We start from the raw sequence: 14,907 nt of genomic DNA on the forward strand, positions 1-14,907 counted from the left end.
CACTGATTAGTGATATATAACAAACTGAAAAACAAACATATATATTGAGTCTTGTGTTAAAACTCATATTTTAAGCGATGAAATGCTTTGAAGTCCATTCGACATACTACATTTATATCGGTTTAAGTAAATAAGCACTGATTTTACAATTTGTTGTTTATTAAAATATAGCGGTGGAGATCGCTAGCTAAAAGAGAGGAGGAGTCCTCTCTTTTTTTATGCGTATTATTTTGACTTACTTGACAGAATTTAAAATCTCGTTCACTGCAGTCACATAGTTGCGAGAACCCCCAGCTTTTTTAATCTTCTTCATGGTTTTTTGAGGGTTGTCAAACTGCTCTGCAAAATAGCCCCAAAACCCCTGCATTTTCATTTTTATAGGAGTAGGCCCTTGCAAGAAGGCATCATAATCTGCATATATGGTGTCGTGAAATTCCCTAAATCGTTCCCAGCGGTCTGCGGGATATGCTGAAAGATTATTTTGAATCATATATGGCAACCACGGGTCTGCAATCAAGCCTCTACCTATCATAAAATGATCTATAGAGGGGAAGCGATCTTGGCGTTCTTTAAAAATGCTGACGCTTGTGATATCACCATTATAGTAAAGCTTTTGCTTCGCTCGATCCACGCATTTTTGAAATGCCTCTAGATCGACACCGCCTTTATACAATTGTTTTCCTGTGCGTGCATGAATCGCTATACTCTTAAGTGGATATTTTTCAAGTGTTTCGAAAGTTTCCAAAATATCGCCCGCATGTTCGTAACCCATGCGCATTTTCATGGAAACTACAACATCAGTTTCTGCATGAACTCGTTCCAGTATATGATCAATTTGCTCATGATTGCATATGAGTCCAGAGCCCATACCGCGCTTAGTCACCATAGGGTAGGGACAACCTAGATTCCAGTTTAATTCCTTATATCCTAAGGACCTGATGTAGTTCGCAGCGAGTAGAAACTCTTCTGCATCTGCAGTCATGACTTGTGGGATCAATTCTGGCACTGTATTATTCTCAGGCTCTAAATCTCGTTGATAGGAAGATTTGATTTCTAATTTCCCATTGAACCGTATGTAAGGCGCGTAAAACGTATCAATACCACCAAAAAATTTATGAAACGCATTACGGAATCTAAAGTCGGTAAAACCTTGTAGAGGTGAGGATAGAAGAGTAAAGGGTTTGGACATCAATTGGTTTTATAAACTCGGGTTAGGTCCAGAATATTGATCCCATTAGTTTCAAGTCCGTGAACATTTTTACTAATAAATCTAACACTTTGATCATAGTACAATGGCACAATTGCAGCCTTGTCTATAATCATAGAATCCATTTTTATATAGAGAGCTTCTCGTTCTTTAGGGTCAGGATTAGTTAAAGCGTTTTCATAGTACGCATCAAATTGTGGATCTGAAAAATGCGTGTAATTGGGCCCGTTAGGTGAAAAGTTTTTAGAATAAAACAGAGATAAGTAATTTTCTGCGTCTGGATAGTCTGCAATCCAACTGGAGCGGAAAACGTCCAATTGACCAGCACTTCGCGCTTGCCTTAAGGTGGAAGGTGGCATTACTTCAACCTCCACTTGAATACCTACTTTCTCTAATTCTTTTTGAATGTATTCACACAGGTCCAGATAGTTTGCGTTTGTACTTATCGTAATTTGTGGGTTTGGGTTACCAGATTCGCTCACATATTCAGAAACTAATTGTCTGGCTTTTGTAGGATCATACTCGTAGCCTTGAACCTTGCCACCTGCAGGTAGTCCAGCAGGGATAAACCCGCTGTTTGCGGGAGTTCCTATATTATTGCGCAAATACTTGATCATTTGCTTGCGATCAAAACCTAGATTGATAGCCTTGCGTATTTTTTCACTTTGTAGTTCTGGCGTGTTGCTATCTAATTGTAATCCTAAATATTCAGTATTCAGGAACGGTGCCTTGATCATTTGAACGCGAGTTGCATAGGCAGGTTTCAATTCGCCTTGTGTTGTCAGCAATTCATCCTTATAACTGGGATCGAGAGCGTTTATAAAATCTAAATTCCCTTGTGCAAATTCTAAAAATTCTGATTGTTTATCATTTTTGAAAGTGATAGCTACGGCTTCTAAATAGGGAAGGGCTTTACCTTCATCGTCCACCTCATGATATAAATCATTTCTACGCAATACCAATTTTACGTTTTCCTCCCAACGCTTCATGTAGAAAGGTCCCGTGCCTATGGGGTTGGACCGCTGATCGTAATCTGCATCTAAGCGTTCAGGTCTAGGAATAACAGAGCAGTATTTCATGGTTAATAAACCCAAAAAAGCAGGGAAGGGGTTTTTGAGCTTAATGATTAACTCATTTTCACTTACTACGGAAATGCTATCCACGTTACTCATGATCCAAGACCCAGGAGATGCCACTGTAGGATCGGTCAATCGTTCCAGAGAGTATTTTACATCAGCTGCAGAAACTTCCAATGCACTTGTAGCGTTTTCCGCTTTCGCGAAAGCGATATTCTCATGAAAATAGAGACTATCTTTAAGTTCGAAGTGATATAGAAGTCCATCCTCGCTGACGTGCCAATTCTCGGCCAAATCAGGCACTACCTCCAGATTCTGATCTAGTTTTACCAATCCATTGTAGATAAGGTTACAAGCCCAAATATTGCGCTGGTCTTTAGAGAACGCAGGATCCAGACTGGTAATGTTTGCATGTTCATTATAACGGAAGACCGTAGTTTCATCAATCGCCTCACCAGAATCAGCACAGCGCACTACAATTAGTGCTAATAATAAGAGAAGAAAACCCTTTTTCATGGTGGCAAAGATACTGGTTTGAGTGAGTAGCGATTTGCTAGTGTGGGAGAATGTTATTAAGTCATTGAAAGTTTTTTCAGTCTTTAAATGAAGGTATCTTTGCAGTCTGGTAAAATAGGAACATGAACGCAGTCGCAGACAAGAAATCGGTCGCATTTTATACCTTAGGTTGTAAGCTTAATTTTAGCGAGACTTCTACTATTGCTCGTGATTTTGATAAGCAAGGTTTCGAACGTAAGGAGTTTGAAGAAGCTGCTGATATTTATGTCATCAATACCTGTAGCGTAACGGAGAATGCAGACAAACGTTTTAAGTCCATAGTGAAAAAGGCTCAAAAACAAAATAAAGATGCGTTTACCATTGCGGTAGGTTGTTATGCGCAATTGAAACCAGAAGAACTAGCGGCTGTTGACGGTGTCGATTTGGTTTTAGGGGCAACAGAGAAATTCAAGATCACAGATTATATCCACCAACTTTCAAAAGATGAGCCAGCGCAAATCCACTCTTGTGAGATTGATGAGGCAGACTTTTATGTGGGAAGCTATTCGATAGGTGATCGCACCAGGGCGTTTTTAAAAGTTCAAGATGGGTGTGATTATAAATGTACGTATTGCACGATACCATTAGCGCGAGGAATCTCTCGCAGCGATACTATGGAAAATGTAATCGAAAATGCTCGCGAAATTGCCGCTCAGGACATTAAGGAAATCGTATTGACTGGCGTCAATATAGGGGACTATGGTAAAGGCGAATTTGGAAATAAAAAGCATGAGCACACCTTTTTAGACCTTGTAACCCAATTAGATCAAGTAGAAGGGATTGAACGACTTCGTATTTCTTCCATTGAACCAAATTTATTGAAGAATGAAACCATAGAATTGGTTTCAAAGTCCAGAGCTTTTGTACCTCATTTTCACATACCGTTACAGTCAGGAAGCAATGAGTTGCTGGGTAAAATGAAGCGTCGCTATAAGCGTGAACTGTATGTCGATCGAGTAAAAAAAATCAAGGAACTAATGCCCGATTGCTGCATAGGCGTTGACGTGATCGTCGGTTTTCCTGGCGAGACAGACGATCACTTCATGGATACCTATAAGTTCCTAAGCGATCTTGATATTTCATATTTGCACGTATTTACCTATTCTGAACGCGACGATACAGAGGCTGCGGTAATGGAAGGAGTTGTTCCTATGAATGTGCGCAAGAAACGCTCTAAAATGCTGCGCGGACTCTCGGTTAAAAAACGTCGTGCATTCTATGAAAGCCAACTAGGCAAAACAAAAACAGTCCTTTGGGAAGCTGAAAACAAGGAAGGCTTTATTCAAGGTTTCACAGAGAATTATGTCAAAGTAAAAACCTATTACAATCCAGAACTTGTCAATCATTTGCAGCCGGTACAATTGTTAGAGATCGATGAAGATGGTACCGTACGCGTGGATATTTTATAGTTCGCTTTCGCGAAAGCGAACTATTTATCAATCGCTCTTGCACGTTTGAAATTAATTGTTAGTTTTATACCTATGTTACATAGGTATGTCAAACCCTTCCTTATTTCGTGGTAATCTTACAGCTATTGTGCTCCAATTATTGGAAGCAGAAGGCCGGATGTATGGTTATGAAATCACGCAAAAAGTCAAGGAAAAGACCAATGGATCTTTAAGTATTAAGGAAGGTGCTTTATATCCCATACTTCACAAACTAGAAGCTGAAAATTTCCTTACAGTAGAGGTAGAGAAGGTGGACAAACGCATCCGTAAATACTATAAAATCACAGAAGCTGGTGAACAAGAGCGTGTGACCCAATTGCAAGCCCTAAAAGAATACATGAATACTATGGAGCAACTGTTTCAACCTAAATTGAGTTATTGATGTCGCAATTAACGGACCAGCAAATCGAATCTTTATACAAATTCACAAGACAACATTTTGTAGAATATTACGACCTTCAAACTGAACTTGTAGATCACATGGCCAATGGCATTGATCAACAATGGAATGAAAATACTAATCTAACTTTTGAGCAAGCTAGAGATCGGGAGTTTAAAAAATTTGGTGTTTTTGGATTTATGGATGTTTTAGAACAGCGTCAAAAGGCGATGAGTAAGAAGTATGCAAAAATCGTTTGGCAACATTTCAAGGATTATATGAGATTACCTAAAATTTTAGGTTTTGTGCTCAGCATCTTGATTGCGTATACCATTTTAAAATATACAAGTGTTTCAGAGGAGTTTTTCTTAGGAGCTATAGTTACTAGTGCCATTATCTACATTTCAGCTACTTTTTATAGAAGGAAACAAATTAAGAAGACTCGGGTAGCCAGTGACAAGAAATGGATGTTTGAAGATATTATTTTTAGTCAAGCAGCAACAGGAGGTGTTGCATTAATACCCCTACATTTCTATAACATTTTCGGTCGGCTCTCTGGAATTTCAGAAATGAATTCAGTCTGGATTTTGATTTTAAGTATGATTATTTGCAGTTTCTACCTTTTCCTTTACATCATGACGGTTGAAATTCCACAGATGGCAGATGAATATCTGGAGCAGACGTATCCTGAGTATCGAATGGTGTAAAGTTGTTCCAGCTGCTACTTTACGTCAAAAATGATAGGTAATCCATAAATTACACCTACTGGTTTTCCTTTTTGCCTCCCAGGCTGCATTTTAGGAAGTCGCTCTATGACTCGGATTGCTTCTTCTTCCAGAATAGGGTGAACTGCCTGGGCATTGATACCTATGATCTCCCCAGACTTATCAATTTTAAATTGGACGTTGATATTTATTCTGCCGCTTAATCCTATGGGGCCAGCGACTGAAGCTCTGAAATTATTAGAAACATGGGTAGTAATGCCTTTTTGCATGCATCTTTTATATTCTGCGTTGGTAGTACCTGACTCACAACCAGGGAACACGGGTACTTGTTCAATAATGGCAAAGGCAGTAATTTCTGAAATACTGTCCGTTTCCTTTTTAATGGACTGCTTCTCTATTTCAAACTTCTTTTTTGCTTCTATTTCTTTCCTTATGTTGATTTTTTCCATGCTGCGGGCAAGGCCCACTTGAGCGATAGAAATGGCGGGATCGTTGGGCTTAGACAATTGAATCGCTTTTAAATACGAAGCTTTTGCAAGTTCCAAATCTTCCAGTGCAAAATAAATATTGCCCTCTAGCATATGAACCAATCCAAGTTTTTCTAATTCCTCAGATGCCATACTCTCTTTGACTAGATCCAGCGCTTTCTCAAAATTTTGAGCAGAATAAGCTTTTAAGGTTTTGTTCAATAATCGGATCTCTTTTTTATTGAGATCAGGCATTTGCGCAAAGGCTGTAACGCATGTAGAAATAGCTATGCAAAATGTAAGAATGTAAAATCTCATAATTTTTTGATTCAATGTGATTGAGCTTTGGTCGTAGTAAAGAGGCTATTTAATTCCAAATATGAACATGCATAGATTCTTTCACAGCAATAGGTTTTCCATTTACAGTTGCTGGTTTTAGTTTTGACATTTCTCGTAAGATTCTGATTCCCTCTAATTCTAGCAAGGGATGTGCAGCATAAACTTCAATATCACTTAATGTTCCCTCGTTTGTAACAGTAAAGAACGGGTAAATTACGGTAGGTACATTGATTCCAATATCCTTCAAAATCGTTTTATCAAAATTGAAACTAATTAAATCGTTTACATAATAATGAAAACATTTGTCGGTTGTTTTTTGATCTTCATAGACGCTACAGCCTGGATAAATAACCATACTGTCCAGACTTGTTACTTTTTCAAAATTATTAAGATTCACAATGCCACTAGCAACTTCACCTTCAAATGATTGTTTGGGAACTTTTAAATCTTTGATATGATTTATATTTTTTTGAGATCTTGAAATAGCATTCTGTAAAAAAGTTCTCCGATCATCGGTAATGTCAAGTCCAGTTAATATCTTATAGTAAAGTTTCCTCGATTCATCAAAAGCCTTTTCAGCGAAGTAAATATTAGCTAATAGAAGCTGTGCGTCAGGTTGCTCCTTCAAATCATCTTTTTCCATAGCTTTCAAACACAGTCTCTTGGCTTTTTTGAGATCAAGTTCTCCATAGGCAGCTTTTGACCTTTGAAATAATCTAGAATTTAAATCTATGGATTGCGCATGACCCTTATGAATAAGTGCCATTAGTAAAATAATGGTCAATAATTGCAATCTTTTTATAGTTGGTTTACTAATGCTCATTTTACAAATGTCAAATCGATGGGGAGTCTATAAATGATACTCAAGGGTTTGTCCCTTTGGATTCCTGGAGATAATGCTGGAATAGTATTTAAAACCCTTATAGCTTCAATTTCTAATAGAGGACTCACTCCTTTTACTTGCAGGATTTCTAACTTACCTTCACTATTAATTTTAAACTTGGTCTCAATTCGTCCTTTAGGATATGGAAATACAGAACTTATTAGACCTTTCTGAAATCGACTAGTTATCAAGTTATTCATGGAAGATTGCATGCATGATTTGAGCATGGCGTTTCCTGATACTAGTTCACAACCCGGATAGATAGGAACTCGCTCAAAAACCTTATAGTCCTCTGGATTGTACTTTTTTTTGACCTTAGGTGCTAATTTTAAGGAATCTCGATAAAGTTGATCCTCTTTGTCCTGCTCAAAATAATTCAAACGAGCAGTAGCTCTACCCAGGCTCAATTGACCTATGACCTTTCGTGAATCATTTGAATCTAGATCTTTTATGAAATTGTAGTAAGCAACTCTAGATTCTTCAAAATTTCCTAAAGCAAACTCAATGTTTCCTAGTAAGTAATCTATTTCTGAGGTAGGTGATAATGCGGAGTCTTCTGAATCGATATCCTCAAATAGTCGCTTCGCTTTTTCAAATTTTTGAGAGCGGTAGAGTTTTTCGACCTTTTGAAAATCTTTTTCTATTTTTTTATTTTCAGAATATTTTTCTTGTGAATAAACATTTGAAATCATCAGTGAAAGAATCACAAAGAAAAACCGGTAAAGCATCGTAGCAACTTTTTCCAAATATAGTGATCCCTAGAGGCTGTTTCAAAACTTAATTCAAGGTTAAAATTTATACTTTGCAAACCTTATATTTGCTTCCTATGGCTGGAAATACATTTGGGACTGTTTTTAAATTGACCACATTTGGTGAGTCTCATGGAGTAGCGATTGGGGGTATCATTGACGGCTGTCCAGCAGGAATTCAGCTAGATTTTCAAGCCATTCAGCGTGATTTAGACCGTCGTAAGCCAGGCCAAAGTAAAATTGTAACTCAGCGCAAAGAATCGGATACTGTGCAATTTTTGTCTGGAATCTTTGAAGGTGTGACTACGGGTACGCCTATTGGTTTCCAAATAGTTAATGAAAATCAAAAGTCCAAAGACTATTCGCACATCAAGGATTCGTATCGACCCAGTCATGCAGACAAGGCCTACGATGACAAGTACGGTACGAGAGATTATCGTGGCGGTGGCCGCAGTAGCGCGCGGGAAACAGCTTCCAGAGTTGTGGCGGGTGCCGTTGCAAAACAAATGCTGGCAGGCCTTCAAATTCATGCCTATACCAGTAGCGTCGGCGATTTGAAATTAGATAAAAACTACAAAGAACTCGATTTTAAAGAAATTGAGAATAATGCAGTGCGTTGTGCAGATTCCGCTTTCGCGAAAGCGTGTGAAGACAAAATAATGCAAGTGCGAAAGGCAGGGGATACCATTGGAGGTGTTATAAGTTGCGTGATTCAAAACGTACCGGCATCTTTAGGCGAGCCTGTTTTTGATAAATTGCATGCAGATTTAGGCAAAGCCATGCTTTCTATTAACGCCGTCAAAGGTTTTGAATATGGTAGTGGTTTTGCTGGAAGTGAAATGTTAGGTAGCCAGCACAACGACCTCTATGAGAAGGATGGAAGTACCAAAACCAATCATAGCGGCGGTATTCAGGGAGGCATTTCTAACGGAATGGATATCTATTTCAAAGTGGCTTTCAAACCAGTCGCCACGATCATGCAGTCCCAGCCTACAATTGATAAACAAGGTAACGCTACTGAAATGCAAGGCAAAGGCCGCCATGACCCTTGTGTTGTACCGCGGGCCGTGCCTATAGTAGAAGCTATGGCAGCGCTGGTCCTTGCAGATCACTTTTTAAGAAATAAAACAGCTAGAGTTAACACGTACTCTTGAATAGATTTTGATATTTACAAAAAGAAATAATACCCCACTTACATGAAGAAGTTAGCATTACACTGGCAAATATTAATTGGAATGACCTTAGGGATTCTGTTTGGATTTCTAATGATCCAATTTGATTGGGGTAGAGGCTTTGTAGAAGATTGGATCAATCCGTTAGGGACCATCTTCGTTAATTTATTGAAGCTGATTGCAGTTCCATTGATTTTAGCATCCCTGATCAAAGGGATTTCTGATCTGAAAGATATTGCTAAGTTTCGCAAAATGGGATTGCGCACTATTCTAATTTACATTGCAACGACTGTTATTGCTATTACTCTAGGATTGGTATTAGTTAACGTGTTAAACCCTGGTGCTGGAATCTCACAGGAAACTATTGATAATTTAAGCGCTACTTATGAGGGGAACTCGGACATAGCAGGTAAACTTACTACTGCTGCTGCCCAAAAAGACGCCGGACCCTTACAAGCCTTAGTTGACATGGTTCCGGATAATGCGGTAGCTGCTATGGCCAACAATAGCTTGATGCTTCAAGTAATTTTCTTTGCTATATTTCTAGGTATTTCTATGCTACTCATAGGCGAGAAACGAGCAGAACCATTGAAGAACTTTTTCGATTCTTTAAATGATGTTGTACTTAAAATGGTAGACCTGATCATGTTGACAGCTCCATTTGCTGTATTTGCACTGCTAGCTAATGTTGTTGTTAGTGCAGATGATCCAGATATTTTATTGGCCTTGTTGTTTTATGCAGGAACGGTAGTTTTAGGTTTGCTTTTGATGATAGGCGTTTACTGTTTGATTTTCTGGCTCTACGTCAAAAAATCCCCACTATGGTTTTTAGATAAAATTGCACCTGCACAATTGCTTGCATTTTCTACCAGTTCTAGTGCGGCCACGCTACCGGTAACTATGGAACGTGTTGAAGAACATATGGGGGTTGAAAAAGAAGTAGCCAGTTTTGTACTTCCTGTAGGGGCTACCATCAATATGGATGGAACTAGTTTATACCAAGCTGTAGCTGCGGTTTTTGTGTGTCAAGCTCTAGGTATTGAACTTGCATTGACGGCTCAATTAACTATTGTTCTCACAGCGTTGCTAGCATCTATTGGTTCTGCTGCTGTGCCTGGTGCAGGAATGGTGATGCTGGTGATTGTTTTGGAATCTATCAGTTTCCCTAGCGACTTGCTTCCCATTGCGCTGGCTTTAATCTTTGCGGTTGATCGACCTTTAGATATGTTGCGTACAACTGTAAACGTTACTGGAGATGCTACTGTAGCTTCTATAGTGGCAAAATCTCTTGGAAAATTTGGTGAGCCTAAGGTGGAAGATTGGGACGACAACCTGGATGAGGTGACTTCATAATTTAGCCCAGGTCGCACACGATTTTTCTCATTTCCTATTCAGTGGGTTGAGTTTTCTTGTAGTAGATAATTGGTGGATTACGCTTTCGCGAAAGCGAACAAACCAACAGCTCTCTGCTTCTAACTATTGCATTTACTTAACATCAATCTATATCTTTTATTCATAGTTTGCGCGTACCAACCAATATCCAAAACTATGAATGTCTGTTTTTTAATGTATCCCTGGGAAGAAATTGCGCCAGAAACTGACTCTACTCTTGCCATTATTCATGAATGCGTGAAACGCGGTCATCGAGTAGCTATCGCAACACCTGCAAACCTTACCATTAGAGATAGTGTAGCCTATGCTTTTTCTAAAATGATACGAAAAATGGACAATGTTCCAGCACAGCAGCGTTCCTTTTACAAACGTGCAGAACTTAAAGAAAAGATGTTGCCTTTGGCAGGTTTTGATGTCTTAATGATGCGTGCAAATCCTCCCCTGGATCCTATAGCACTTAACTTCCTAGACAGCGTTAAGGATGATGTTTTTATTGTTAATGATATAGAAGGCCTGCGAGAGGCAAATAACAAGTTATACACCGCATGTTTTGATGATCCAGACAATACCATCATACCGCGCACTCACGTTTCTAAAAACAAAGAATATCTAAAGTCAGTAATTAAAGAGAATCCCAGAGAGAAAATGATTATGAAGCCTTTGAATGGCTATGGAGGTAGTGGGGTGATCATGGTGGAGAAGTCTGCCATGGGAAATGTAAATAGCTTATTGGATTTTTATATTGATAATAAGGATGGAACCACAAACTACATCATCTTACAAGACTACATTGATGGTGCAGAGAAAGGAGATTCTAGAATATTATTATTAAATGGGAAACCTATTGGCGCAGTGCGTCGCGTTCCAGGTGGCGATGATCATCGCTCAAACATTAGTGCTGGCGGGACTTTTGAAAAGCACACTTTGACTCCGGAGGAAAAATTACTCTGCAAGAAAATTGGGCCTAAATTAGTAAAAGATGGACTTTACTTTGTGGGTATTGATGTTATCAACGGCATGCTGGTCGAGGTAAATGTGATGTCCCCTGGAGGAATTATACAAATCAACAAAGCTTCAAAAACAAAGATTCAACAAAAGATTGTCGATTATTTTGAAGAGGAAACCAGTATACGTGTACAAGCACTTGATAGAACCACTAAATTAAAAAGCAAGCTGATTAATGAATAAAATGTCCATACGTAAGATCTTGAGTAAGATCGAGAATGAGGAAACCTTTCACGCAGTAGCTGATGATTATTCCTTTTCCATCAAGATTGATGATTACGTCCCATATGTTTGCGCTGCAGTGCATGATGGGCACCATTTTGATAAACGACTATGGAGCAAATGCTTGCATACGGAATATGACAGGTGGTATGAGGAAGATCCTTGTACTGGCAACATGATTTCCTTATTACCCATAACCATTATCGCGCATGATAGTAGGTTTGAATACGATTTGAACCGTGACCCTAAGGAGGCTATTTATGAAACTGCCTGGGGAAAGACGCTTTGGAAAACACCACTTTCTGAAGCTGAAAAAATGCGAGCTTTAGAAAAACATGATAATTTTTACAGGGTAGTTTTACAATTGATTGTTAAGCTAGAGGAGCAATTCGGCACTGCTGTTTTTTATGATTTTCATTCCTACAATAGGAAACGTTGGGATCGTGAAGTTCCTGTTTTCAATCTAGGAACCTCAAATGTGGATCAGATGAAATACAATTTAGCAATCACTCAATGGCAGGAAATTCTCAACAATGTGACTTTGCCTATTGATCAAAAAGTAACCTGTGCAATTAATGATGTCTTTCAGGGTAATGGATATTTTTTGAAATACGTTACTTCTAACTCGCTGAACTCTTTAGTTTTGGCCACTGAGGTTTCTAAAATTTATTGCGACGAGGAGACTGGTGTCATTTTCCCTGAAGTAGTGCATACCCTTAAGGATAAATTGAAGTATTACATACAATCACACGCACACAGATTTTATGATCGCCACCATACCTATGAATCTTAAACTTAATGTTTGGAATCAAAAATCACTAAGGAATTTCAAGTAGTTCACGAGATTGATGACAATATCCACCGGCTGGTGCGTAATCTTGAGTTACTTGCCTTCATTAATCCATTAAACATTGCTCAGGAGCGAAAGAAATTTTTCAAGGAAAAGTATAAATACGATCCTGAATTCAAATATCGTAAGGTCCGGTTCGATACTTATAAATTGCATAGGCTGTTTTTTAGCCAGCGATTGAAAGACATAGATGACCCTATGATACGGGAGCTCTATAAGGATGTAGTTTATACCTATAGCGGTATGCTACAATGTATTGAGACCATAAGTGAACCAGGCAATCGGTTCTATTTCAACAGCCTGCGCTTTTACGGCACTCCTACGGATAAGATGGTAGAGAATGCAAAGTTTATCCTCCATCACGATGAGGGCGCTGTAGAGCAAACAGCTTTATCTATACCTACTATATCCACCTACGATGCCATTGAATTCTTCAATGAGTACAAGCGTATTTATGACTTTGATTTTGGTATAAAGACGAGTAGCGCGATGAGTGCAGCTGCCATGGTCTCCAATAAAGACCAAATGCTGATTTTAAAAAAGAATCATTTGTTTTCTCAGCATCAACTTAATGTATTAGCTCACCACGAGATTGGAGTGCACTTGGTAACCACATTCAATGCAGCAGAACAACCCTTACATATTTTTAGTAACGGATTTCCTAATAATGTAGAAACACAAGAAGGACTGGCGGTATTTGCTGAATATATGAGCGGTAACCTTACTGTTTCCCGGTTGAGAGAGTTGGCTTATCGTGTCATAGCCACAGATTCTTTAATTAAGGGGAATGACTTTAGTGAGACCTTCAATTTAATTCATAACCAGTTCGGTTTAGATCGCGAACGAGCTTTCAATATTGTATTGAGAGTACATCGTGGTGGTGGTTTTACTAAAGATGCGCTGTACCTCTCAGGATTACAAAAAATTTATTCGCGATATGAAGCAGGAATGAGTATGGAATCATTGTTGTTGGGTAAATGTTCCATAGAATATGAACCAGTAGTGAATCATTTGAAGGAATTGGATTTGGTAAAACCTATATCTTTCCCTTGCAAATCGTTTCAAAAAAACCACAATACTAATCAACGTGTCGAATGGATCTTAGAAAACTTAAAGTAAATGCCCTCTTTTCCATATGCTTGATTAGCATTACAACAGCTTTTGCTCAACACCCTATTGAGGTTCCTATCTATGTGACTACATCCCAAGAACCTGCTGATAAATCTATTATAGCTATAGCTGCAGATCCAGTAGTAGATTATGTGTATAGAAAAGTTGACACCGCTTATAGGTGGGGTTATTCAGGATTCAATAATCTTGTGGTTGGAAACCAAATTTATCCGTTACACTTAGAAGAATATGACGATTTCAATATCGCCGTATTTCAACAAGATTCAACAACTACTATAGTATACTCTGGCGCTCAAGGCGCAGTTAAAAACGATTTTTTATTACAGCGCCGTAAAGCATTTAAAGAATACAGTAATTTACCAGGTTTACTTCAAAGACCTATTGAAGATTTAACTGTTTCTTTGGATAGCTTAAGCTCTACATGGATTACAGAATTAAATTCTTACCCATTTTCAGCTCGTTTTAAAGAAGACGAAAATCAATACTACAGCTCTTATAGCAACTATGTATTGCTTACTCATCAAGTGTTAAAAGAAAAAAAGTCAGACTTGACGGAGTTGGAGTTAGTAGATTTCCCTAAAATTGATTTTAATAATCATCGCTATTATACGACGATACCTTTTTATAGAGAAATGGCTCGAGCGTACCATTTTAAAAGGTTAGTGAATTTAGATTCAAAAGGTAAAGGCCGTCGCTACTTGAGAGATTTGAACGGTTATGCGATGATCAATGATTTGCAAACAAAAGCATTCGTACAATCTACGGAACATCATCCTAAAGCAGAATATTTATTTGATGTTGCAAAGCCTCAATATACTCCACATGATAGAGAAGACCGGCGTCTGCACCGTAGGAGTAGGAAAACAGGAGTTGGAACTGAGTTTATGAACCCACCTAGTTTCGCTTTAGACGGCAAAGCTGTAAGTTTTGATCAACTTAAAGGAAAAAAAGTGTATCTCTTTGTTTACAGTCTTAAGGATCCAAATTTTATTCAAAACTTGAATCGCTGGAATCAATTTCATGCCAATAAAAAACAAGAAGATGTTTATTTTGTCACCTATTCGCTTGATAACGAATTGAACAAGGAGCTATGGAGATCCCTTCAGTTGAATTCTCAAATCGCTGGCTGGAATCTAGGCAGCAACCTCAAAAAATCGAATGAGTGGTGCAAAGATTTAGGAATTGTAGTACTCCCTAGAGTTATTTCTATTGATGATACAGGAATTGTGATTGACCCTAATGTGGATTTAGGCTTTCAAAAATCAAAGTACTAATTAGGTATTCACCATTCTGATTTAAGTAGGGTC

General features: G+C 38.4%; 14 protein-coding genes. 9 read left to right on the forward strand and 5 right to left on the reverse strand.

What is annotated here, in order from left to right; genetic code table 11:
- Nucleotides 1-235: 235 nt before the first annotated feature.
- Both NMS_RS10865 and NMS_RS10870 read right to left on the reverse strand, forming a co-directional pair.
- Nucleotides 236-1,189, reverse strand: coding sequence for a tRNA dihydrouridine synthase (locus NMS_RS10865; protein WP_041496761.1), 954 nt, complete (start codon nt 1,187-1,189; stop codon nt 236-238).
- Nucleotides 1,189-2,799 carry an ABC transporter substrate-binding protein gene (locus NMS_RS10870; protein ID WP_041496763.1) on the reverse strand — a complete coding sequence of 537 codons (1,611 nt, stop codon included), beginning with the start codon at nt 2,797-2,799 and terminating at the stop codon, nt 1,189-1,191. Before NMS_RS10870 ends, NMS_RS10865 begins: the two co-directional genes overlap by 1 nt.
- A 122-nt stretch (nt 2,800-2,921) precedes the next feature.
- Between NMS_RS10870 and mtaB the strand changes: the two genes are divergently transcribed.
- The 3 genes from mtaB (at nt 2,922) to NMS_RS10885 (ending at nt 5,372) form a co-directional block, all read left to right on the forward strand.
- Nucleotides 2,922-4,247, forward strand: coding sequence for a tRNA (N(6)-L-threonylcarbamoyladenosine(37)-C(2))-methylthiotransferase MtaB (mtaB, locus tag NMS_RS10875; RefSeq protein ID WP_041496764.1), 1,326 nt, complete (start codon nt 2,922-2,924; stop codon nt 4,245-4,247).
- Nucleotides 4,248-4,332: 85 nt separating this feature from the next.
- Complete coding sequence (locus tag NMS_RS10880; RefSeq protein WP_041496765.1) at nt 4,333-4,668, forward strand: PadR family transcriptional regulator; 336 nt, start codon at nt 4,333-4,335, stop codon at nt 4,666-4,668.
- On the forward strand, nt 4,668-5,372 hold the full coding sequence (locus tag NMS_RS10885; protein ID WP_041496767.1) for a hypothetical protein: 705 nt from the start codon (nt 4,668-4,670) through the stop codon (nt 5,370-5,372). Before NMS_RS10880 ends, NMS_RS10885 begins: the two co-directional genes overlap by 1 nt.
- 14 nt (nt 5,373-5,386) lie before the next feature.
- On the opposite strand, the gene NMS_RS13550 is transcribed toward NMS_RS10885, so the two are convergent.
- The 3 genes from NMS_RS13550 to NMS_RS10900 are packed head-to-tail and all read right to left on the reverse strand — an operon-like array spanning nt 5,387 to nt 7,807.
- Nucleotides 5,387-6,175: an energy transducer TonB gene (locus NMS_RS13550; protein ID WP_148311382.1), complete on the reverse strand. Its 789-nt coding sequence runs from the start codon at nt 6,173-6,175 to the stop codon at nt 5,387-5,389.
- Between the two features lie 49 nt (nt 6,176-6,224).
- Nucleotides 6,225-7,019, reverse strand: coding sequence for a hypothetical protein (locus NMS_RS10895; RefSeq protein ID WP_041496768.1), 795 nt, complete (start codon nt 7,017-7,019; stop codon nt 6,225-6,227).
- Nucleotides 7,016-7,807, reverse strand: coding sequence for a tetratricopeptide repeat protein (locus NMS_RS10900; protein WP_148311383.1), 792 nt, complete (start codon nt 7,805-7,807; stop codon nt 7,016-7,018). The genes NMS_RS10895 and NMS_RS10900 overlap by 4 nt, the downstream gene beginning before the upstream one ends.
- 98 nt (nt 7,808-7,905) lie before the next feature.
- On the opposite strand from NMS_RS10900, the gene aroC reads away from it, so the two are divergent.
- From aroC to NMS_RS10930, 6 genes are all read left to right on the forward strand, one after another.
- Nucleotides 7,906-8,982, forward strand: coding sequence for a chorismate synthase (gene aroC / locus NMS_RS10905; RefSeq protein ID WP_041496771.1), 1,077 nt, complete (start codon nt 7,906-7,908; stop codon nt 8,980-8,982).
- Between the two features lie 42 nt (nt 8,983-9,024).
- Complete coding sequence (locus tag NMS_RS10910; RefSeq protein ID WP_041496773.1) at nt 9,025-10,353, forward strand: dicarboxylate/amino acid:cation symporter; 1,329 nt, start codon at nt 9,025-9,027, stop codon at nt 10,351-10,353.
- A 195-nt stretch (nt 10,354-10,548) separates the two neighbouring features.
- Nucleotides 10,549-11,580, forward strand: a complete 1,032-nt coding sequence (gene gshB / locus NMS_RS10915; RefSeq protein ID WP_084217703.1) for a glutathione synthase — start codon at nt 10,549-10,551, stop codon at nt 11,578-11,580.
- A 1-nt stretch (nt 11,581) separates the two neighbouring features.
- Entirely contained in the window at nt 11,582-12,412 is an 831-nt protein-coding gene (locus tag NMS_RS10920; protein WP_316931170.1) for an N-formylglutamate amidohydrolase, read from the forward strand.
- 9 nt (nt 12,413-12,421) lie between these two features.
- Complete coding sequence (locus tag NMS_RS10925; protein ID WP_041496778.1) at nt 12,422-13,588, forward strand: flavohemoglobin expression-modulating QEGLA motif protein; 1,167 nt, start codon at nt 12,422-12,424, stop codon at nt 13,586-13,588.
- Nucleotides 13,564-14,874, forward strand: coding sequence for a hypothetical protein (locus NMS_RS10930; protein WP_041496779.1), 1,311 nt, complete (start codon nt 13,564-13,566; stop codon nt 14,872-14,874). Before NMS_RS10925 ends, NMS_RS10930 begins: the two co-directional genes overlap by 25 nt.
- The last annotated feature ends 33 nt before the right edge of the window (nt 14,875-14,907 follow it).

This window comes from Nonlabens marinus S1-08 (assembly GCF_000831385.1).
In the GTDB taxonomy this organism is placed as follows: domain Bacteria; phylum Bacteroidota; class Bacteroidia; order Flavobacteriales; family Flavobacteriaceae; genus Nonlabens; species Nonlabens marinus.

What these genes read in the sequence shown, in the direction of transcription:
- NMS_RS10865 (WP_041496761.1), bottom strand. Translation starts at nt 1,189, where the DNA reads ATGTCCAAACCCTTTACTCTTCTATCCTCACCTCTACAAGGTTTTACC.
- NMS_RS10870 (WP_041496763.1), bottom strand. Translation starts at nt 2,799, where the DNA reads ATGAAAAAGGGTTTTCTTCTCTTATTATTAGCACTAATTGTAGTGCGC.
- mtaB (WP_041496764.1), top strand. Translation starts at nt 2,922, where the DNA reads ATGAACGCAGTCGCAGACAAGAAATCGGTCGCATTTTATACCTTAGGT.
- NMS_RS10880 (WP_041496765.1), top strand. Translation starts at nt 4,333, where the DNA reads ATGTCAAACCCTTCCTTATTTCGTGGTAATCTTACAGCTATTGTGCTC.
- NMS_RS10885 (WP_041496767.1), top strand. Translation starts at nt 4,668, where the DNA reads ATGTCGCAATTAACGGACCAGCAAATCGAATCTTTATACAAATTCACA.
- NMS_RS13550 (WP_148311382.1), bottom strand. Translation starts at nt 6,175, where the DNA reads ATGAGATTTTACATTCTTACATTTTGCATAGCTATTTCTACATGCGTT.
- NMS_RS10895 (WP_041496768.1), bottom strand. Translation starts at nt 7,019, where the DNA reads ATGAGCATTAGTAAACCAACTATAAAAAGATTGCAATTATTGACCATT.
- NMS_RS10900 (WP_148311383.1), bottom strand. Translation starts at nt 7,807, where the DNA reads ATGCTTTACCGGTTTTTCTTTGTGATTCTTTCACTGATGATTTCAAAT.
- aroC (WP_041496771.1), top strand. Translation starts at nt 7,906, where the DNA reads ATGGCTGGAAATACATTTGGGACTGTTTTTAAATTGACCACATTTGGT.
- NMS_RS10910 (WP_041496773.1), top strand. Translation starts at nt 9,025, where the DNA reads ATGAAGAAGTTAGCATTACACTGGCAAATATTAATTGGAATGACCTTA.
- gshB (WP_084217703.1), top strand. Translation starts at nt 10,549, where the DNA reads ATGAATGTCTGTTTTTTAATGTATCCCTGGGAAGAAATTGCGCCAGAA.
- NMS_RS10920 (WP_316931170.1), top strand. Translation starts at nt 11,582, where the DNA reads ATGTCCATACGTAAGATCTTGAGTAAGATCGAGAATGAGGAAACCTTT.
- NMS_RS10930 (WP_041496779.1), top strand. Translation starts at nt 13,564, where the DNA reads ATGGATCTTAGAAAACTTAAAGTAAATGCCCTCTTTTCCATATGCTTG.